At 28.7% G+C, this 21419-nt stretch carries 23 protein-coding genes and 1 other annotated feature; of the genes, 16 read left to right on the forward strand and 7 right to left on the reverse strand.

Going from position 1 to position 21419, the window contains the following annotated elements:
• Window positions 1-116: 116 nt before the first annotated feature.
• Window positions 117-467: a PadR family transcriptional regulator gene (locus tag KQI42_RS13540; RefSeq protein WP_216520674.1), complete on the forward strand. Its 351-nt coding sequence runs from the start codon at window positions 117-119 to the stop codon at window positions 465-467.
• The gene (locus KQI42_RS13545; protein ID WP_216520676.1) at window positions 448-1701 is read left to right on the forward strand and encodes an FtsW/RodA/SpoVE family cell cycle protein; all 1254 of its coding nucleotides are present in this window, start codon (window positions 448-450) and stop codon (window positions 1699-1701) included. The genes KQI42_RS13540 and KQI42_RS13545 overlap by 20 nt, the downstream gene beginning before the upstream one ends.
• 278 nt (window positions 1702-1979) lie before the next feature.
• On the opposite strand, the gene mnmH is transcribed toward KQI42_RS13545, so the two are convergent.
• The gene (gene mnmH / locus KQI42_RS13550) at window positions 1980-3011 is read right to left on the reverse strand and encodes a tRNA 2-selenouridine(34) synthase MnmH (protein WP_216520678.1); all 1032 of its coding nucleotides are present in this window, start codon (window positions 3009-3011) and stop codon (window positions 1980-1982) included.
• Between the two features lie 194 nt (window positions 3012-3205).
• A complete protein-coding gene (locus KQI42_RS13555; protein ID WP_216520682.1) occupies window positions 3206-4213 on the reverse strand; it encodes an ABC transporter substrate-binding protein in 1008 nt (335 codons plus the stop codon).
• A 113-nt stretch (window positions 4214-4326) separates the two neighbouring features.
• Here KQI42_RS13555 and pgsA point away from each other — a divergent pair, with 113 nt between their 5' ends.
• The 4 genes from pgsA (at window position 4327) to KQI42_RS13575 (ending at window position 10155) form a co-directional block, all read left to right on the forward strand.
• The gene (gene pgsA / locus KQI42_RS13560; RefSeq protein WP_216520684.1) at window positions 4327-4857 is read left to right on the forward strand and encodes a CDP-diacylglycerol--glycerol-3-phosphate 3-phosphatidyltransferase; all 531 of its coding nucleotides are present in this window, start codon (window positions 4327-4329) and stop codon (window positions 4855-4857) included.
• Window positions 4858-4909: 52 nt separating this feature from the next.
• Window positions 4910-5122: a binding site (T-box leader), on the forward strand.
• 55 nt (window positions 5123-5177) lie between these two features.
• Window positions 5178-7829, forward strand: coding sequence for a valine--tRNA ligase (locus KQI42_RS13565; RefSeq protein ID WP_216520687.1), 2652 nt, complete (start codon window positions 5178-5180; stop codon window positions 7827-7829).
• Window positions 7830-7842: 13 nt separating this feature from the next.
• A complete protein-coding gene (locus KQI42_RS13570; RefSeq protein WP_216520689.1) occupies window positions 7843-9135 on the forward strand; it encodes a bifunctional folylpolyglutamate synthase/dihydrofolate synthase in 1293 nt (430 codons plus the stop codon).
• Between the two features lie 84 nt (window positions 9136-9219).
• Window positions 9220-10155, forward strand: coding sequence for a YncE family protein (locus KQI42_RS13575; RefSeq protein ID WP_216520691.1), 936 nt, complete (start codon window positions 9220-9222; stop codon window positions 10153-10155).
• Here the strand turns inward: KQI42_RS13575 and KQI42_RS13580 are convergent.
• Both KQI42_RS13580 and KQI42_RS13585 read right to left on the reverse strand, forming a co-directional pair.
• On the reverse strand, window positions 10147-10695 hold the full coding sequence (locus tag KQI42_RS13580) for a DUF4364 family protein (RefSeq protein ID WP_216520693.1): 549 nt from the start codon (window positions 10693-10695) through the stop codon (window positions 10147-10149). The genes KQI42_RS13575 and KQI42_RS13580 overlap by 9 nt on opposite strands.
• A gap of 196 nt (window positions 10696-10891) precedes the next feature.
• Window positions 10892-11095 carry an alpha/beta-type small acid-soluble spore protein gene (locus KQI42_RS13585; RefSeq protein ID WP_216520695.1) on the reverse strand — a complete coding sequence of 68 codons (204 nt, stop codon included), beginning with the start codon at window positions 11093-11095 and terminating at the stop codon, window positions 10892-10894.
• A gap of 200 nt (window positions 11096-11295) precedes the next feature.
• Between KQI42_RS13585 and KQI42_RS13590 the strand changes: the two genes are divergently transcribed.
• From KQI42_RS13590 to hpt, 5 genes are all read left to right on the forward strand, one after another.
• Window positions 11296-12384 carry a polysaccharide deacetylase family protein gene (locus KQI42_RS13590; RefSeq protein ID WP_216520697.1) on the forward strand — a complete coding sequence of 363 codons (1089 nt, stop codon included), beginning with the start codon at window positions 11296-11298 and terminating at the stop codon, window positions 12382-12384.
• Between the two features lie 90 nt (window positions 12385-12474).
• Window positions 12475-13248, forward strand: a complete 774-nt coding sequence (locus KQI42_RS13595) for a polysaccharide deacetylase family protein (protein ID WP_216520698.1) — start codon at window positions 12475-12477, stop codon at window positions 13246-13248.
• A gap of 23 nt (window positions 13249-13271) precedes the next feature.
• Window positions 13272-13904, forward strand: a complete 633-nt coding sequence (locus KQI42_RS13600; RefSeq protein ID WP_216520700.1) for a hypothetical protein — start codon at window positions 13272-13274, stop codon at window positions 13902-13904.
• Between the two features lie 218 nt (window positions 13905-14122).
• Entirely contained in the window at window positions 14123-14797 is a 675-nt protein-coding gene (locus tag KQI42_RS13605; RefSeq protein WP_216520702.1) for a single-stranded DNA-binding protein, read from the forward strand.
• Window positions 14798-14961: 164 nt separating this feature from the next.
• Entirely contained in the window at window positions 14962-15486 is a 525-nt protein-coding gene (hpt, locus tag KQI42_RS13610) for a hypoxanthine phosphoribosyltransferase (RefSeq protein ID WP_343231695.1), read from the forward strand.
• Window positions 15487-15520: 34 nt separating this feature from the next.
• On the opposite strand, the gene dapB is transcribed toward hpt, so the two are convergent.
• From dapB to KQI42_RS13625, 3 genes are read right to left on the reverse strand one after another with little or no spacing between them, the layout of a single operon-like run.
• Window positions 15521-16276, reverse strand: a complete 756-nt coding sequence (gene dapB, locus KQI42_RS13615; RefSeq protein ID WP_216520706.1) for a 4-hydroxy-tetrahydrodipicolinate reductase — start codon at window positions 16274-16276, stop codon at window positions 15521-15523.
• 4 nt (window positions 16277-16280) lie between these two features.
• Complete coding sequence (dapA, locus tag KQI42_RS13620) at window positions 16281-17162, reverse strand: 4-hydroxy-tetrahydrodipicolinate synthase (protein ID WP_216520708.1); 882 nt, start codon at window positions 17160-17162, stop codon at window positions 16281-16283.
• A gap of 12 nt (window positions 17163-17174) precedes the next feature.
• The gene (locus tag KQI42_RS13625) at window positions 17175-18167 is read right to left on the reverse strand and encodes an aspartate-semialdehyde dehydrogenase (RefSeq protein WP_216520711.1); all 993 of its coding nucleotides are present in this window, start codon (window positions 18165-18167) and stop codon (window positions 17175-17177) included.
• A 131-nt stretch (window positions 18168-18298) separates the two neighbouring features.
• Here KQI42_RS13625 and KQI42_RS13630 point away from each other — a divergent pair, with 131 nt between their 5' ends.
• From KQI42_RS13630 to KQI42_RS13650, 5 genes are all read left to right on the forward strand, one after another.
• Window positions 18299-19234, forward strand: coding sequence for a CPBP family intramembrane glutamic endopeptidase (locus KQI42_RS13630; protein ID WP_216520712.1), 936 nt, complete (start codon window positions 18299-18301; stop codon window positions 19232-19234).
• Window positions 19235-19282: 48 nt separating this feature from the next.
• Window positions 19283-19483: an alpha/beta-type small acid-soluble spore protein gene (locus KQI42_RS21015; protein ID WP_216520713.1), complete on the forward strand. Its 201-nt coding sequence runs from the start codon at window positions 19283-19285 to the stop codon at window positions 19481-19483.
• Between the two features lie 20 nt (window positions 19484-19503).
• Window positions 19504-20247, forward strand: coding sequence for an SIR2 family NAD-dependent protein deacylase (locus KQI42_RS13640; RefSeq protein ID WP_216520715.1), 744 nt, complete (start codon window positions 19504-19506; stop codon window positions 20245-20247).
• A gap of 2 nt (window positions 20248-20249) precedes the next feature.
• Entirely contained in the window at window positions 20250-20990 is a 741-nt protein-coding gene (locus tag KQI42_RS13645; protein ID WP_216520717.1) for a class I SAM-dependent DNA methyltransferase, read from the forward strand.
• 145 nt (window positions 20991-21135) lie between these two features.
• The gene (locus KQI42_RS13650) at window positions 21136-21336 is read left to right on the forward strand and encodes a cold-shock protein (protein ID WP_216520719.1); all 201 of its coding nucleotides are present in this window, start codon (window positions 21136-21138) and stop codon (window positions 21334-21336) included.
• Window positions 21337-21419 lie beyond the last annotated feature (83 nt).

The raw sequence follows: 21419 nt of genomic DNA on the forward strand, positions 1-21419 counted from the left end.
AAGTAGAATACAAATACTGATTTCAGTTATTTAATATGTTGACATTGTATAAATATAAGTATATACTAACACATAGAATTACTATGCATAGAATAGCTATGTGTGGAGGTGAAAATATGAAAATAAGTGGTGAACTATTAAAAGGAAGCACATCTACTTTAATTCTAAGTTTATTGGAAGAGAAATCTATGTATGGATATGAAATAATAAAAACCTTAGAAGAAAAATCTAATGGGATATTCAGCTTTAAGGAAGGTACTTTATATCCGTTACTTCATAGTTTAGAGTCTGATGGGTATCTAGAATCTTATTGGGATTTAGGAGAAAATAATAGAAAAAGAAAGTACTATTCTATTACCCAAAAAGGTAAAAAACAAATCCAGTATAAAAAAGAAGAATGGTCTGTGTTTTCAAAGACTGTAGATAAAGTATTGGGGGGGAATATATATGGATTTAATGAAAAATAAAAAAGTAAATGCATATATAGATGTGGTTTGTTCTCAAATAAAATTTAAAGATGTACATATGAATATTAAAGAAGAGTTGATGGACCATATTAACAATAATGTAATAGAAAATATTGATAAAGGTATTTCTTTAGAAGAATCTATAGATATGGGGATAAAACAAATGGGAGATCCTTATGATTTAGGAAGACAATTGAATAAGGTACATAAACCAAAACCAGAGTGGGGTATATTGGCTTTAACTTTTATCTTTATTTCTATAGGTATATTTGCTATCTATGCTATAAATAAAAATGGATTATTGGATAGTTATGGAAGCTATAATTTTATGAAACAATCTATAAAAATGTCTATAATTGGCACAGGTATAATAATATCACTATATTTTTTTGATTATAGAAAAATGAAATCTTTTTCAAAATATCTTTATATAGCAACAAGTATTTTACTTTATTTTAATAGGGATAGGATTGCTATTTTTAATATTACTACTGACTTGGCTTATCTAACGCCTTTTTCGTATGCTTTAGCTTTGTCAGGAATATTCTCTAGGAATAGATGGAATAAGAAAAATATTATTTCAAATCTAGTAATTTTATTTTTACCTATAATCTTAATTATAGGTTTTCAATCCCAAGCAGTAGCTTCATCTATAATTATGTATTTTATTATGGTTTCAGTTTTGATAATCATATCATCTGGAAATTTAAAATATATTCTAGGAAGTATTGGATGTGGCACTGCAATAGGATCTTTTTTAATAAGCAAAAATCTTTACAGGGTTAATAGGTTAACCATATTTTTAAACCCTTTAGAAGTTGGTTATATGAATACACTGATAAGAAAGTTAATAAGTTCAGCTGGGCTTTATGGCAATAATACTCAAATAGTTATTCCAGATGCTCATACAGATTTGATATTACCTTACATAATCTATGCCTTTGGATGGCTGGCTGGAATCTTCATAATAGCATTATCCATTATATTTTTCATTAGATTAATTAAAACTACAAAAAATATTAAAGACAACTATGGAAAATTATTAATGGCTACTTTTAGTTCCTTGTTTATTATCCAGTTTGCATATAATATATTTATGATTTTCGGGTTAGTACCATTAATAGGTTTATCAATGCCTTTTATAAGTTATGGAACTACATTAAATATAGTTAATATGATTATGATAGGTATAATATCTAGTGTATATAGAAGAAAGAATTTATCTATAAACTAAAAAATCTCCATTTAATCTTTTAAGTTTAATTACTGTTACTTAACGAAATCTCCCTTTGCTAAGAAAGCTTTTACAAGTACATCGGCATTGATTTATGGCCTTCTTGTTTTCTTATCCCTCAATATATTTATATTAATATTTTATTTGATTACTAAAACTATTTATAGAGTATTAGAGACAGACGAAAATTTGGCTAAATTTGCTTAATATATCATATCTAGTATAAATAAAATAAGTCAAGAACCATTAGGAATTCTTATCTTAATGGTTCTTATAATCTATAATCTGACTTTCTTTGTCCATTCAATTATCTGCTGAGTTGTTGTATTTATTTCGTTATTATAAAAAACTGCATTATAATTTCTATTTTGATGGTTATATAGAGGATCGTAATATTTTATCATTAACTCTTGAATTACTTCTCTATATTTTTGTTTGCTTATTAATTCTATATATTTATTAATATTTTTATTACCTAGATATTTTCTTAAAAAATTTAATGAAGATATGAGTTCGTTATCAGTTTCATGAACATAATCCTTCAGAAGATTGTCAATCCTTGTTTCCATACTAGCCTCAATTCTTAAATTTATTCCTTTATTCATAGAATTATATAGATAATTAGGTATTATGTTTCTTCCTATCTTTTTACTTTCACCTTCTATAAATACAAGATTTGTTTTTCTTGTTCTCAGGGATTCATATATAAGACTTTCAAACATTTTTTGAGTATTTTGCTTACCGAGTCCAACATTTCCAAGGAGGGATCCTCTATGATTAGCACAGTCTTCAAGATCAAGAACATCCACTCCTTTTTTTCTAAGAGATTTTAGAATATCAGTTTTACCCGTTCCAGTATTTCCATAAAGGACTATAAACAGTATTTCTTTAACTGTAGATGGAAGGTTTTCATTGATATATCTTCTATATCCTTTATACCCGCCATTAAGTTTAGTAGCATTTATCCCAAGAGATTTAAAAAGAGAAACTAAAGAACTACTTCTAAATCCTCCTCTAGCACAGAAAAATATAAGGTTATTGTATTGTTTGTCAAGAGAAGATACTTTATTATAAATATTTGGAAGCCGATTTGAAGCAGTTTCTATTCCAATTTTTTTTGCTTTCTCAACGCTCTCTTGGTTATAGATGGTTCCTATCAATTTTCTTTCTTCATCATTGAAAAGCGGAATATTAATAGCACCTGGAATAGTTTCAGAGTCATATTCACAAGGACTTCTAACATCTATTAAGGTATGACTTTCATTTATTCTGTTTTTACCTATATCCTCATAATTAATTATTTCAAACATGAAATTCCCTTCTTTTCTTTAAAATCTGTAAAGTTAAATATAAGCAATATATATTATATACCTTGAATTTAGTTAATAACAATGTAAAAAATGTAATTTTCTAAGTTATAATGATATAATAGTTCGTAAAAGCGTAAACTTATAAATTAAAAAATCTCCACTTAACCTATTAAAGGATTAAGTGGAGATTTTTATTATTTTATTTTCTCCATGGCTTTTTCAGCAAATTTTGTAGTAACTATTTTTTCATAATCTGCTCGTTTATCTAGTTCTCCTGCTAATTCCATAATATCCATCATATGATTCAAACCTTCCTCAGTTAAAATTAAATCTGGTTTCCAAGTATCTTGACTTCTATATCTATTAATTAAAGCCATTAAAACTTCTTTATCAGTGTCAGGGAATTGAGGTTTTACAGCTTCAGCTACTTCTTCTGTAGAGTGGTTTTGTACCCAGAGCATTCCTTTGTATATAGCGTTTGTAAATTTTTGAATTATTTCTGGATTTTCATCAATATATTTTTTAGTAGCTGAATAGCAGGTATAAGGGATATATCCTCCTTCTTTACCTATAGAAGCAACTACATAGCCTTTTCCTTCCTTTTCTAAAGTTGCAGCTACAGGTTCAAATAAAGTTACATAATCTCCTTCACCGCCTACAAACGCTCCAGCCATTACATCAAACTGAATATCTGTCCTAACTATAACATCTTCATTTAGTTTTAGGTTATGTTTTTTAAGTACATACTCTAAAGTCATTTCAGGCATTCCACCCTTTCTTCCTCCAATTATGGTTTTTCCCTCTAATTTATCAAAGGTAAAGTTATCATCTGGTTCTCTTCCTACTAAGAATGAGCCATCTCTTTGAGTTAGTTGAGCAAAATTTATTACATAATCTTCTTTTCCTTGGTTATAAACATAAATAGAGGCTTCTGGTCCCATAAATCCAATATCTGCTTCACCACTTAAAAGAGCAGTCATACATTTATCTGCACCTTTGCCGTTAATTAATTCAACTTTTAGACCTTCTTCTTCAAAGAAGCCTTGAGTTAGAGCCACATATTGAGGAGTATAAAACAGTGAGTGAGTAACTTCTATTAGTCTAACTTTTTTCAAATTATCTTTTTTGCATCCAGTTAAGCTTAAGCCTAGTAGTAAAATTAGAACTAAACTTAAAGAAATTATTTTAAAAAGCTTTGACATCCTATCCCTCCTTGTATAATATAAGTATTATAAAAGTCGTATCTATAGCTATAATATTCTGAGTAAAAATAATGGTTACTAAAAATATAAGTATTGAAGAGGGGTAATAGGATATGAATATACCAAATATATTAACGATTTTAAGAATATTTCTTATTCCAGTTTATCTTTATTTTTTCTATTCTTCCTTAGAAAATCGTATATTGTATGCAGGAATAATATTTATTATTGCAGGAATTTCGGACGTGTTAGATGGGCATATCGCTAGAAAATATAATAAAATAACTAAATTAGGCAGTGTATTAGATCCTTTTGCAGATAAAATGATGACTTTTGCAGTCCTAATTAGCTTTACGTCAGCAAAATTAATACCTAGTTGGATACTTATGGCTATAGGGTTAAAGGAAGTATTGATGATTCTAGGAGGATTTATTTTATATTTATTTAAAGGAAATCAGGTTTTACCTGCCAATAAATATGGAAAAGTTGCAACTCTATCTTTTTATGCAGCTACACTATCTGTAGTATTTAGAATGCCAAGTATTATTTCAAAATTATTGTTTTTTACTACAGTTATTTTAAATATAACTGCTTTTATAAATTATTTTATAATTTATCTATCTATGAGGAATAATACTATATAACTATATATTGACAAATAAAAAGTTTATATATATAATGAAACCAATAATTTTATATGATGTGATGATAAAGAGGAGTAAGTAAATACCCTATTCAGAGAAAAGATCCTTGGGTGAAAGATCTTTAGGCTATGTTTACTGAAGGTAGCTTTTGAACATTCAAGCTGAAATTAAGTAGGTTTGAACGGGTTTACCGTTATAATTTTTAAGAGCCATGGATATCCCGTGGAATTAAGGTGGTACCGCGAATATACCCTTCGTCCTTATATAGGATGAGGGGTTTTGATTTTTTTGATAATAATATAGAAGGAGGAATACATTAAATGTTAGAGAATTTATCAAAGACCTATAGTCCAAAAGACTTTGAAGATAGGTTGTATAAATATTGGAGTGATAACGGATATTTTAAAGCTCATGTAGATAAGAATAAAAAGCCTTATACCATAATGATGCCTCCACCAAATGTAACTGGAAGTCTTCACATGGGGCATGCCTTAAATAATACTATTCAAGATATCCTTATAAGGTGGAAAAGGATGGATGGCTATGAAGCACTATGGTTACCTGGAACAGACCATGCCAGTATATCTACAGAGGCAAAGGTTGTAGAGAAAATTAAGAGTGAGGGAAAATCTAAAGAAGAGTTAGGAAGAGAAGGATTTTTAGAAGAAGCTTGGGATTGGACTCATAAATATGGGGGCACTATAAAAAATCAGTTAAAGAAGTTAGGAGTATCTTGTGATTGGAGTAGAGATAGATTTACTTTAGATGAAGGATTAAGCAATGCAGTAGAAGAAGTATTTATAAAGCTTTATGAAAAGGGATTGATTTATAGAGGGGATAGAATAATTAATTGGTGTCCAAATTGTAGAACTGCTATATCCGATGCAGAAGTTGAACATGAGGATTCTGAAGGTCATATTTGGTATATTAGATACCCTATTAAAGATAGTAATGACTATATTGCCATAGCTACAACTAGACCAGAAACTATGTTAGGCGATTTAGCAATAGCAGTAAATCCTGAAGATAAAAGATATAAGGATTTAATAGGTAAAGTTGCTATTTTGCCATTAATGAATAGGGAAATCCCTATTATTGCTGATGAATATGTAGAAATGGAATTTGGTACAGGAGCAGTTAAGATAACTCCATCTCACGATCCTAATGATTTTGAAGTTGGAGCAAGACATGAACTAGGGCAATGTATAATAATGAGTGAAGATGGAAGTATTAACTCAGAAGGTGGAGAATACCAAGGATTAGAAAGATATGAAGCTAGGAAAAAAATTGTTGAGGACTTAGATAAACAAGGATATTTAATTGAAATAAAGGATCATCAAAATGCAGTTGGTCATTGTGAAAGATGTAATACAGTTGTAGAACCTCTTATTTCTAAACAATGGTTCGTGAAGATGGAGCCTTTAGCAAAGCCAGCCTTAGAAGCTTACCGTAAAGGAGAAGTAAATTTTATACCCGAAAGATTTGGCAAAATATATACTAACTGGCTAGAAAATATTAAAGATTGGTGTATTTCTAGACAGTTGTGGTGGGGACATAGATTACCTGTATATTACTGTGATGACTGCAATGAAATCATAGTATCAAGAACAAAACCAGAAAAATGCAATAAGTGCAGTAGCACTAATTTACATCAAGATACAGATACATTGGATACTTGGTTTTCTTCAGCATTATGGCCTTTTTCAACACTAGGATGGCCTGAGAAAACAGAGGATTTAGAGTATTTCTTTCCAACGGATGTACTTATTACTGGATATGATATTATATTCTTCTGGGTAGTAAGAATGGTGTTTTCAAGTATTGAGCAAATGGGAGAAGTACCATTTAAAGATGTATTTTTAACAGGACTGGTTAGAGATTCTCAAGGAAGAAAGATGAGTAAATCTTTAGGCAATGGTATAGATCCATTAGAAGTTATAGATGAATATGGAGCAGATGCTTTAAGATTTACCTTAGTGACTGGAAATACTCCAGGAAACGATATGAGATTCTATCTAGAAAGAGTAGAAGCAAATAGGAATTTTGCTAATAAATTATGGAATGCTACTAGGTTTGTATTGATGAATTTAGAGGAAGAAATAATAGAACACGAACTTAATTTAGAAAACCTAGAAGAAGAAGATAAATGGATACTATCCAGGTTAAATACAGTTATAAAAGATGTAACAGAAAATCTAGATAGATATGAAATTGGCATAGCAGCCCAAAAAATTTATGACTTTATTTGGGACGAATATTGTGATTGGTATATTGAAATGGTTAAATCAAGATTATATGGAGATGACAAGGAAAGTAAGGAAGTTGCAGAGAAAGTTTTATTAGCTGTATTAAAAGACATCTTAAAATTACTCCATCCTTTTATGCCATATATAACAGAAGAAATTTGGCAGCACCTTCCTAAAACTGAAAACCCATTAATTGTTAGCCAGTGGCCAAAATATAGAGATGACTTACATTTTCCTAAAGCTGAAACACGTATAGAATTTATAATGACAGGCATTAAAGGAATAAGAAATGCTAGAGCAGAAATGAATATTGTTCCTTCAAGAAAGTCCACAGTAATTTTTGTTACAGAAGATGAAGGAATTAAAGATATAATAAACTATGGGAAAAGATATTTTATTAACTTAGCAAGTGCTGAAAAAATTGAAATATTAGATAATAAGACTAATATTGGTGATGATAATATATCTGTTGTATTGAGTAAGTGTGAGATATTTTTACCTTTAAAAGACTTAATTGATTTTGATAAAGAAATAGAAAGATTAGAAAAGGAAAGAGAAAAGCTAGAGAGTGAACTTAAGAGAGTAAAAGGTAAATTGGCTAATAAAGGTTTTATTAGTAAAGCTCCTGAAAAGGTAGTAGCTGAAGAAAGAGAAAAGCAAAAAAAATATGAAGAGATGATGGAAAAAGTACTAGAGAGGCTTGAAAACATAAAATCTAATAGATAAAGTGGGGGATAAAATGAATTATCAAGAGGCTTTAGCATATATAAATGATAAAGAAAAATTCGGTTCTAGATTAGGTCTTCATTCTATTAGGAAGTTACTAGAATTATTAGGAAATCCTCATTTAAACTTAAAATATATACATGTTGGTGGAACTAATGGGAAGGGTTCCACCTCTTCCTATTTAGCTAATTCTTTAGAAGCAGCTGGATATAAGGTAGGTTTATTCACATCTCCTTATTTAGAAAGATTTAATGAACGAATTCAAATAAATGGACAAGATATATTTAATAAGGATTTAAGCAGAATTACTAGTCTTATAAAAGAAAAAGCGGATATAATGATAAAAGAAGGTTTAGAACATCCTACTACTTTTGAAATAGTGACAGCTATTGCTTTTGCTTATTTCCATGAACAAAAAACAGATTATGTAGTATTAGAAGTAGGCTTAGGAGGTAGGTATGATTCGACAAATATAATAGAATCTTCTTTAGCTTCAGTTATAACTACGATTGATTATGACCATGTAGATATTCTCGGAGATACTTTAGAAAAAATTGCATTTCAAAAAGCTGGTATTATAAAAGAAAATGGACTGGTAATTTCTTATCCACAAAAAGATGAGGCACTAAAGGTCTTAAAAGAAGTTGCGCAAAGTAAGAATGCAGACTTTCATACCTGTCCTTTAGAAAATATTAAAATTCATAAGCTATCTGAATTTGGTGGAACTTTTGATTTTAAATATGAGGATAATGTAATAAAAGATATAACTATATCTATGTTAGGAGAATATCAAGTATATAATGCTGCCTTGGCTGTTACCACGCTGCTAAAACTAAGAGATAAAGGCTTAGTAAAAATATGTGATGAAGAAATTAAAAAAGGCCTTAAAGAAACTAGATGGGCAGGTAGATTAGAAGTATTAAGAAGAAATCCTACTTTTCTTATTGATGGAGCACATAATGTTCAAGGTATTAATCAATTAGTAAAAGCTCTTGATATGTTTAAGTATGATAAATTAATTTTAGGAGTTGGAATATTAAAAGATAAGGATTCTGCTCATATGATAGAATTATTAGCTCCGAAGGCAGATGAAATAGTTATAACAGAAGTGAATATGCCCAGAAAACTTAAAGCTGAAGATTTAGCTAAAGAGATCAGGAAATATAATGATAACATATTCATTGAAAAAGATATTAGCAAAGCCGTAGATAAAACATATAAATTAGCTGGAGAAAATGATTTAATAGTATTTGGCGGTTCTTTGTATTTAATAGGAGAAGTTAGGACTTTAGTAAACCTTCTATAGCAATGCTATAGAAGGTTTAAATATATATCACCCCAAGATACCAAATTGCATAAATTAATATATATGGTAAATGGGGGTGAAGAATTGGTAATACAAGATAGAATAATAGTTGCAAATACTGGGGAAGATACTTTAACCCTAATAAATTCTAATGATCCATATAGAAAAGAAACAATTTCTCTTTATAATTTAATAAGTAAGGAAGGAAAGAAAACTTTTTTTTTAGAAAATTATCAATTAGGCCCCTGGGATTTAATGATTAACAAAGAGGGCCTAATATATAGCGTAAATGCTTATGATAATTCAGTTTTCAAGATCGATATGGATAATAGAACAATATTAGATTCAATTAAAGTGGGAAGGTTTCCTACTTGCATTAAAAGCTTTAATGACAATGTTTTTATTTCTAATAGTGATTCTAATTCAATTTCTGTAATTGATGAAAATGATTTTTCTTTAATGGAAAATATTCCAGTAGGAGAAAAACCTACAGATATTCAGATTGATAAAAACTATTATAAAGTATATGTAGCAAATAGCAATGGTTATAGTATAGATATCTTGGATTTAAAAAGAGAAAATGTAGAAACTATAAAATTAAATAAACATCCAGTAAAACTTGTTTTAGAAGAAGATAAAATATTTGTATTATGTTATGTGAACAATGGAGTAATAAATTATAGTAATTTGTCAGTAATAGAATTAGAAGGATATAAAACTGTATTAAGTATAGAATTAAAAGGCATATTTACCAACTTAATAAAAATAAGAGGAAAAGACATTTTTTATCTGTCAAATATAGAAGATGGTTGTCTTTATAAAATTGATTTATCCAATGAAAATAATATAAAGAGATTACATTTAGGTGGAATGCCAAATAATATGCATTGGGATGGAAAAAGCAAACTTTATATAACAAATATTTTAGATAGTCTTCTTACCATATTTGATACAAATAATCAAAAAATTTTAAATAATATTAAAGTAGGGAAGGAGCCTAATGGGCTACTTCTACTCTAATGGAGTAATTTTTTCATTTACTAATATATTAATAAAGTTTTGATAAATAAACTCCGTATTGTTTTTCCATGTATTACAGACCATTTCAGCTTGAGATATTGTAGCAACATTTAAATAGAGACTGAAAAGTGTTTCTTCATTTTCAACTAACTTTAAATTAACCACATAATGACTTTCACCTTTTTGGAAATATTCTGCTACAACTTGAGTTTCTTTTTTTTGTTCTTCTTCTTTTTTAAAAAATTCTTTGTCTAATTCTTCTTTGATTTTTACAGGAATTCTTTCTTCAAAGTAATTTAAAGTTATTTGGCCTTTGTTTAATATATGATATATTTCTATATCATCTTCTTTTATAAGTTCTACAAAATTAGATTCTATTAACTCACTTAAATATTGTTGAATTAAGAAATAATTCATGTAATTTTTTTCCAAAACAAATTCAGTAATTTGACTATTTGTTAAGGATTTATTAGACCTTTTAATTATATATAAAAGAAGTAGTTTATTTTGTGCTAATTCTTCAGTGTTTTCAATAAACATATTGTACACCTCTTTTTATGTATTAATTTATAATGCATGAGAAAGTAGAAACTTCTTTGCTATAAATAGACTTGGTTTTAAACTCATTAAGGTAAAGGCTTTCTTAGTTTAAAATGTTTTCACAAAAACCTTTATTATTAAATTATATCACATAAAATAAAATAGAGAAGTGGAATTCCACTTCTCTATATAAATACTATTTTCCAGCCATTTGGTTTTGGGCACTTTCTACTAATTTTTTTACCATGTATCCACCAACATATCCATTTTGTCTAGAAGTTAAGTTGCCCTTATCCATATTGTCATAGTTTGACATACCAAGTTCACTTGCTATTTCTAACTTTAATTGATCCAAAGCTGCTCTTGCTTCAGGAACAACTATTCTGTTATTATTAGCCATATAGAACCCTCCTTTTCAACAACTTCTATGTTGTTGTACTATTAATATAACCTTTCATAATAAAAATATTCTAGTAAAATTTGAAAATGAGTATATATAATGGAAATATGGTCAATAATTCTAATTTAATCTTAATTTGATTTTAGTTTTAAAAAATTTATAGTATAATGAACTTATAATATTAGCAAAGGATGAACAATATGAAATATAAAAAGAATTGTTTTTTAATTTTTATTTTAATGTTAACTTTAGCCACTGTAGCTTGCAGCACAGATAAACTTACTAGTGAGGAAACCCCTTCTTATACTAATGAAGAAGAACCCCAAAAAACTTTAGAAGAAAAAGAGCCAGTAGATCCAAAAGAGCTTATAGACTTATCTTTGAATCCAAATGAAGCTGGGGAAGTTATGATTATTATGTACCATAATATTGGAGAAGAAGAAGCAGAATGGCAAAGGACACCAGAAAATTTTAAAAAGGATTTAAAAATATTGTACGATAAAGGCTATAGACCTGTTACATTAAAGGACTATGTAACAAACAATATGGATATAGAAGCAGGATATACCCCTGTAGTACTTACTTTTGATGATGGAAATGAAAATAATTTTAGAATCATAAAAAATGATAAAGGAGAAGATATTATTGACCCGAAATCAGCTATTGGCTTGTTAGAGGATTTTAACAAAGAATATTCGGACTTTAAATCTACTGCTACCTTTTTTATATTTGGTACTAATCCTTTTAGACAAGAAGAATATGTTGATTATAAATTAAACTATTTAATAGAAAAAGGTTATGATATAGGAAATCATACTATAGACCATAGGAGTATGAAAAAAATGGATACTCCTAAAGATATACAAGAAGCTATTGGAAAACAAGTAGAAGTAATTAATAAAGTTTTACCACAATATGAGATAGACACTTATGCTCTTTGCTATGGAGAAAGACCAAAGAATAAAGAGCTAGAAACTTACTTACAAAAAGGAAAGTATAATGATACAATATATGAGAATATAGCCATCTTAAATGTGGGCTGGAATCCAGCACCATCACCTATCTCTAAAAAGTTTAATCCTTTATCGCTACCAAGGATTAGGGGAAGTCAGATGAAAGTAGATAATGTAGGATTATATAATTGGTTAGAATATTTTGATAAGAATCCTGAGAAAAAGTATATTAGTGATGGAAATAAGAATATAGTTACAGTTCCAAGTGGACTAGAAGATTCAATAGAAGAAGATAAGTTAAATGGGAAAGAATTATATATTTATAATGGAAAATAGCGTTTCGCTATTTTCTTTTTTTATACCTAAGTAATATAAATTAGATTTAGGAATAAATTATATTAATACAAAAAAGTAGGAGGCGATAATTTGAAGTGGATTTACAACAAACATAATGTTACTTTTAGATTAGTGATTATTGTTGGTATTCTATTAGTATCTTTAGTTTATGTTTCTTTTAAAACAAATGTAAATGTTGCAGAAGTATTTTCTCAAACTAAGGAATTACCTATATATAGTGTAGAAACGGAAGATAAAAAAATAGCTTTAAGCTTTGACGCAGCTTGGGGTGATGAATTTACTATGAATATTTTAGAAACATTGGATAAGTATGAAGTTAAAAGTACCTTCTTTTTAGTAGGATTTTGGGTAGATAAATATCCAGACCATGTAAAAGAAATAGCTAAAAGAGGTCATGATGTAGGTAATCATTCTACTAATCATCCATACATGACAAAATTAAGCAGAGAACAAATGAGTCAAGAAATTAATATTACGGGAAATAAAATAGAAAAACTAATAAACAAAAAGCCGATATTATTTAGACCTCCATTTGGAGATTATAACGATGATTTAGTTCAAGTTTGTAAAGAAAATGGATACTATACAATTCAATGGGATATAGACTCTTTAGATTGGAAAGAGTTAGGTGTTCAGCCTGTAGTAGATAGAGTAGTTAGAAATGCTAAAAATGGATCAATAGTTTTATTCCACAATAATGCTAAATATATTAAGGAATACTTGCCAATAATAATAGAAAGATTACAGAAAGATGGCTTTGAAATAGTACCTATCTCTGAATTGATTTATAAAGATAATTTTAAGATGGATAATACAGGTAGGCAAATCTTAATAAAGGACTAATATAAAAGATAGAGGGGATAAAATTGAAGATTCCAAAGATGATTTTTATTGGAGTTATAGAGAACAAAAGAGACAGAATTACTTTTAATTTGATAAAAGAAATTTTAAATAGGTCTAGTTATAAAAAATATCATCAGAATAAAAAAGGTAATATGGTTGTTTTCAATAAGGATAATAACCATATTGCCCTAATAGATATTAAACCAAGTTTAATCAATGATGTAGTAGAATTAGGAATTGAATTTAATATATTAGTTCATACTTTCTTAAATGAAGAAGACTATAAAAATAAATATTTAAAGGAATTATGTAAAGATGTCGAATATATTATGTTAAATTGCGATGAAGAACAATGGATTTCCTTATTAGATGAAAAAAGTAAAGGAATAGTAATAACCTATGGGTTTAGTAACAAAGCTACAATTAACCCTTCTAGTTATAATATTCACGAGTATATTGAAATGAACCTATGCTTGCAGAGGGATATAGTACCTATAGAAGGAGATATAATAGAACCTTTTGAGTTTCCTGTCATATTGAGTTCAAAGGACAAAACAGATATATATCCTGGATTAGCAGCCATTTCATGTAGTTTAGTTTTAGGCAATAATATATCTGAGAACAATTCTCCTTATTTTTTAGATGGCAAAAAGTAGAAATGTGTGCTAATGTAAATAAGGAATATTTGATTTTTATTTAACAATTTTTCTGAAATTTAGAAGGAATTTGTTGATAGGTGTCAAATAATAGATATATACAAATGAGAAACTATCTATATCTTTTATTTTATTTTTTATATCATAATATTATTATTAGAAGAATATTATAGATATAGATTCGGAAATACATAAGAATAAGGGGGAGATGTTAGGACATGGTTGATAAAATTATTGATACAAACATGGTGAAGGTAGTTGGTAAAGTGGCTAGTGATAAAAGTTTTAGCCATGAGATGTATGGGGAAGGATTTTATAGTTTTGACTTGGAAGTTCCTAGATTAAGTGATTCGGTAGATATATTACCTATTACCATATCGGAAAGACTTCTGGTTAATATGAACTTGTCCTTAGGACAATATGTGGTAGTAGAGGGACAACTTAGATCCTATAATAGATACGTTGAAAACAATAATAGATTGGTACTAACAATATTTGCTAGAGATATCTATGTATTGGATGAAAATGAATTATTAGAAATTCTAAGAAAACCTAATGAAATATACCTAGATGGGTATATATGTAAAAAACCTATTTATAGAACTACACCCTTCGGTAGGGAAATAACAGATTTGTTAATAGCTGTTAATAGACCTTATAACAAATCAGATTACATACCTTGTATTGCTTGGGGAAGAAATGCAAGGTTTTGTGAAAATTTATTAGTCGGAGATCATATTAGGCTATGGGGGAGAATTCAAAGTAGGGAGTATCAGAAAAAACTTCACTCTGGGGAAATAGAAACAAAAATTGCTTTTGAGGTTTCTGTATCTAAATTAGAATTTGTTGAAAACGATAATAATAGAATGGAAGTATTTGAACAGGAAGGATAAGATTGTTTTATGGATACAAAATTAATAATTAATGCTATAATATTGATTATATTAGTGAGCTTTCAATATACTTTAAATAAAATATTGATAGAGCTTAAGGATATTAAAGCAATACTCATGAAAAAAACTAATAATATTAGCAAAAGATGAAAGGAGAGAACAGGGTGGAAAGCAACAAAAGTGAAAGAACACTATTTAGCATTGAAGATATTAATAGTAGAGTTAAAGAACTTGGAGGACTAATAAGTAAAGATTATAAAGACAATAATTTAGTAGTAGTATCTTTGTTAAGAGGAAGTTTTATTTTTACCGCTGATTTAGTTAGAAAAATGACAATACCAGTAGAAATAGATTTCATGACTACTTCAAGCTATGGGCATGATGAAATTTCCACAGGAAATGTTAATATAATACATGACATAAGAAGTGATATTAAAGATAAAGACGTACTTATAGTTGATGATATTATGGACTCAGGCTATACTATGAAGAGAGTAGTTGAATATTTAAAGAGTAAAAAACCTAATTCAATTAAAATTTGTGTAATGCTGGATAAGCCTAGTAGAAGAAAAGTGGACTTATCTCCAGATTATGTCGGCTTTACTATTCCTGATGTTTTTATAGTTGGATATGGTCTTAATTATGGAGATTATTATAGAAACATACCTCATATATTTACTTTTGATTAATAAAAAAACCTACGGAAAAGCTCTGTAGGTTTTTTTACTTTATTAAATTTCTCATATTATATAGACCTGGTTCTTTACCTATTATAAAATCAACAGCCCTTAAAGCTCCTTGACCAAAGATCTGTTTAGATCCTGCACTATGCTTGATTTCTATGACTTCGTCTAAGCCAGAAAAAATTACAGAGTGCTCTCCTACAATGGTTCCACCACGAATAGAATGGATACCTATTTCATTATTAGATCTTTTTTTATGACTTAAATGCCTATCAAAAACATAGTCCATAGAATTCTCTAGTTCTTTATTAATAGTATCAGCAATTAAATATGCAGTACCACTAGGAGCATCAATTTTTTTATTGTGATGTTTTTCAATAATTTCAATATCAAAGTCATCTTTTAGCAATATGGCAGCTTTAGAAACTAAATCCAACAGAAGATTAACTCCTAAAGACATATTTGCAGTGTAAAAAATAGGAATCTCTTTACTTCCCTCGTTTAATAAATCTATTTCTTTTTCACCGTAGCCTGTAGTACCTATAACTAATGGAGTTTTGTTAGAAGTACAGTATTTAACTAAACTTTCTAGTGAAGATGGGTGAGAAAAGTCTATTATTACATCACATTTATTTTCTAACTCAAATACATTTTCATAAACTTCTAGCTCGCCTTTATAATTAGAAATATTTTTATCAATTCCAGCTACTAGTTCTATATTATCATTCTCCAAAATTAGCTTTTCAATTACTTGACCCATATGACCTAAGTATCCGTTAATAGCTGCTTTAATCATAGTTCTACCTCCCTATTTCCATCCCGTAGGAGATTAATTCATTAATAAGAGTATTCTTATTATTTTCTGTCATGGATGTAAGAGGCAATCTACAAGAACCTACTTCCATATTCATTAAGTTCATTGCTTCTTTTACAGGAATCGGATTAGTCTCAATAAATAAAGCATCTATTAAAGGTTTCATTTTTAATTGAAGTTGTAGTGCAGATGCGGTATTTCCTTCTAAATAATCTATAACCATATTATGGGTATCTTTAGGTAGAATATTAGCAACTACTGAAATTACACCAACACCACCTAAAGAAAGTAAAGGTATTACCATATCATCATTGCCAGAATAAATATAAAAATCATTATTGCATAAACGAGCAATTTCAGCAACTTGAGCAATATCACCACTAGCCTCTTTAACACCCTTTATATTTGGATGTTTAGAAAGCGTATAGATAGTTTTAGGTAATATATTTAACCCAGTTCTACTTGGAACATTATAGATTATTACTGGTATGTTAACAGAATCAGCTATTGCTTCATAATGCTCTATTAATCCTTTTTGGGTTGTTTTATTATAATAAGGAGTAACCACTAATAGACTGTCAGCACCAACTTCTTCAGCATATTTACTTAATTCAATGGAATGCCTTGTATTGTTACTACCTGTTCCTGCTATAACTGATATCCTCTTATTTACCTTTTCAACAGCAAATTTAATTGCTTCCTTTTGTTCTATATCACTCATTGTTGCTGATTCACCAGTGGTTCCACAGATTATTATAGCGTCTGTTCCTTCTTCAATATGCCATTCAATAAGTTCACCTAATTTTTCAAAATTAATCTTATCATCTTTAAAAGGTGTAACTATTGCAACACCAGAACCCTTAAACATTCTTCGACCTCCTTAGAAATACTTAATAAATAATTCAGCTATTTGGACAGTATTGGTAGCAGCTCCTTTTCTAATATTGTCACCTACTATCCAAATATTAAGACCATTTTCCACACTAAAATCTCTTCTAATCCTACCAATATAAACTTTATCCTTACCTTCAGCTAAAATAGGCATAGGGTACACGTTATTTTTTGGATCATCTAGAACATCAATACCTTCACTTTTATTAAAGAGTGTAAAAATATCTTCTATGTTGAAAGTATTTTTTAATTCAATATTAGCTGAAACACAATGACCATATTTAACAGGTACTCTTGCAGTTGTTGCCGTTATTTTAATTGAAGGATTATTTAATATTTTCTTAGTTTCGTTAATCATTTTCATTTCTTCTTTAGTATAACCGTTATCTAAGAAATCGTCTATATGAGGTATAATATTATAAGATATAGGATGCGGATATTTTTTAAAGTAGGGACAATCCTTACCCTTTTCCAGATCTTCTAAACCTCCCAATCCAGATCCAGAAACAGATTGATATGTTGAGAAGATTATTCTACTGATCCCATAAGCTTCTTCTAAAGGTTTTAAAGGAATTACTGATTGGATAGTGGAACAATTAGGATTAGATATTATACCTTCATGATTTAATATATCCTTTGGATTAACTTCTGGTACAATTAAAGGAACCCAAGGTTCCATACGCCATGTACTACTATTGTCAATAACCACAAGACCTTTTTCTTTTGCTATTGGTGCATATGTTTTACTTATAGCTCCGCCAGCTGAAAATAATGCTAAGTCTATTGGACGATTAAAAGAATCCTCATTAAGTTCCTCTACTATATAATCTTCTCCCTTAAACATAATTTTTTCTCCCTTGGATTTAGAGGAAGCAAAAAGATATAAGTTATCTACAGGAAAATTTCTTTCCTCTAGAATCTTTAATAAATTCCTTCCTACTAATCCAGTAGCACCTACAATTCCAAGATTAACTTTTTTCACATTATCACCTCGCTTAATATATTATATACTATTATATGAATATAGCATATAATATGTTAATATAAAGATATTTGATTAATAGGATAATAAAAGGATACAATTATATTATAAAGTAGAGTGAGGTGTTAATATTGGAATATACAAAAAAACCTTCAATTTTTCAGGTTAATTTATTATATTTAATATTAGGTTTTTTACTAATTTTTCTTGGCTCTTATGTTCAAGGAAGAGAAGTATATTCTGGACTTCTAATAACAGAGTATTTGATTATTTTGTTACCTAATCTATCATATTTAAAATTTAAAGGATGCTCTTTGAAAAAAATTTTAAAGCTTAACAAAATCAGTATGAAACAGTTACTAATAATTATTCTAATAGTTATCTTCACTTATCCTGTAGCAGTTTTCTTAAACCTAATAGTTATTACTATATTAAGTAGCTTTGGAGACATTATACCCAATTCTGTTCCAATTCCTAAGAATTCTTTACAGTATTTATTAGGTTTATTTGTGATTGCAATATCACCAGGCATATGTGAGGAAATAATGTTTAGAGGTACTATAATGAATGCTTATGATAAATTAGGAAAGAAGAAAAGTATTATCTATTCTGCCATTTTGTTTGGTTTATTTCATTTTAACCTTCAAAATCTTTTAGGACCTATATTTTTGGGCATTATATTTGGTATAATTGTTTATAAAACTGACTCAATATATTCATCAGTAATAGCTCATTTATTAAACAATACTATAGCATTAACTATTGGATATGCAACCACTAAAGCTCAGAATAATGTAAGTAATACTAATGTGGAGACATTAGGGATGTCTACTCAGGTACAATTATTAATAGCCTTAGTTTTTATAGGGGGAATTGCTCTTGTTTCAGGAATTATTCTTAAAATACTATTGAAAATATTACCTGAAACAGAAAATAGCATAGATTATGACGAAGATATTTTGTATGAAACGTATACAAAAGGAAAAAATAATCTGTTTGAATATTTGCCCATTATCATAATAATTATAGTTTTTATAGTGAGAAATGTTAAATATCTGTTTGTATAGGAATAAAAATCCTCTTTTTCCTCAATAATAGGAATAGGAGGGATAAACGTGACAAATAAAAATAAGAAAAGAAAACATAAAGAGGAGACCTTAGAAGATAAGTTAAAGTATGAAATTGCAGGAGAATTAGGTCTCATAGATAAAATAAATGAAGTAGGATGGGCGGGTTTAACGGCTAAAGAATCTGGAAGAATAGGTGGCTTAATTACAGTGAGAAAAAGGGAGATGAAAAGAAAGGATAAGAAATAGTTTCAAAGGGGGATAGGTTTATGAATAAAAGCTTAATAGAAAAAGCAGCTAGAATGATTAAAGATTCTGCGAAGGTAATGGTACTGACAGGAGCGGGGATATCAACAGAAAGTGGAATCCCCGATTTTAGAAGTCCTAACACTGGATTATGGGAGAATATAGATCCAATGGAAGCCCTATCTACAGCGGTACTATATAACGATCCAAACAAGTTTTATAAAGAAGGTTTTCAAATGCTGCTTTCCATGACTAATGCAGAGCCTAATAAAGGACATTTAGTATTGGCAGAAATGGAGCGATTGGGATATATCAAGGGAATAATAACTCAAAATATAGATAATTTACATCATAAGGCAGGTTCAAAATATATTCTAGAAGTTCATGGAAACACTAGAGAAGGAAGCTGTTTAGATTGTGGAGAAATTGTAGGATTAAATGTATTAGAAGGAAAGATTAATAAAGGGGAAATCCCACCTAAATGTGAAAAATGCGGAGGACTTCTTAGACCTAATGTTGTATTCTTTGGGGACATGCTACCAGAAGATTTTAATATAGCATGGGAAGAAATAGATGATTGTGATTTGCTAATAGTTATTGGATCAAGTCTTTCTGTATCTCCTGTAAATTATTTACCACAGAAAGCTAAAAAGCTGATTATAATAAACGTTGGACCTACTATGATGGATAATCATGGAGATATAGTTATACGAGAAAAGTCAGGAATGGTTTTAGAAGAAATTTTTAAGGAGTTGACAAAGAATTAAAAATGGACATATATAATAAGTTTGCAACATTATACGATGAATTAATGACAGATTTTGATTATGAAAACTGGTTTATTTATATAAAAAAGATTCTTGAAAAGTTTAACAAAAATCCTCATAAGGTTCTAGAAATGGCGTGTGGTACAGGAAATTTATCTTATTACTTAGCTAAAGAAGGTTATCAACTGACTTGCTTTGATTTTTCCTCTGATATGCTCACGATAGCTTATGATAAACTTTATAAGTTTAAAAATCTCAAGTTATTAAATCAAAATATGATAAACTTTAAAATTAACAATGTATTTGACTGTATCATATCAATTTGTGATAGCATAAATTATATTACTGATGAAAAAGATTTGTTAGATACATTTATAAATGTGAGAAACCATTTAGAAGAAGGTGGTATATTTATTTTCGACATTAATTCCTACTATAAATTAAAATATATAATAGGAAATAATACTTTTGTTGAAGATAGAGAAGATGTTTTTTATACTTGGCAAAATTATTTTGATGAAGAAAATAATATTTGTGAATTTTATCTTACATTTTTTATGAATGAAGATGGAGAAAATTACATTAGATTTGATGAAGAGCATAAAGAAAGGGCTTATGAAATAAATGAAGTGGTTGAATTATTAACGCAAGCAGGATTTAGAGAAATTGATTTTTTTGAAGGATTTTCTTTTAAAAAGCCATATTCTAAAAGTGAAAGGATAAATTTTATAGCAATAAAATAAAATATTAAAGTTTATAGAATATTTCCAAATAATTGAGGGAATATTATTTGACAAGGTCACATATTGTGTGATAGACTATGTTAAAGGTAGATGATACATAGGACTCATCTATTATTAAATTAGCTGTATTGGAGGAATGTTTTAAATGGTAAAAGGTACTGTGAAATGGTTCAATGCTACAAAAGGATACGGTTTTATATCAACTGAAGCTGGAGAAGACGTATTTGTACATTATTCAGCAATAACTTCAGATGGATTTAAGACTTTAGAAGAAGGACAACAAGTTGAATTTGAAATAGTTCAAGGAGAAAAAGGTCCTCAAGCTACTAACGTTGTAAAACTATAAAAACCTTATTCTCTTTTATATAGTTTTTGATAGTAGCAAATTAAGCCCCTCCATGAGGGGCTTTACTATTTTTAGCAAGGGTG

Source organism: Tissierella simiarum (assembly GCF_018917865.1).
Lineage (GTDB): Bacteria > Bacillota > Clostridia > Tissierellales > Tissierellaceae > Tissierella_C > Tissierella_C simiarum.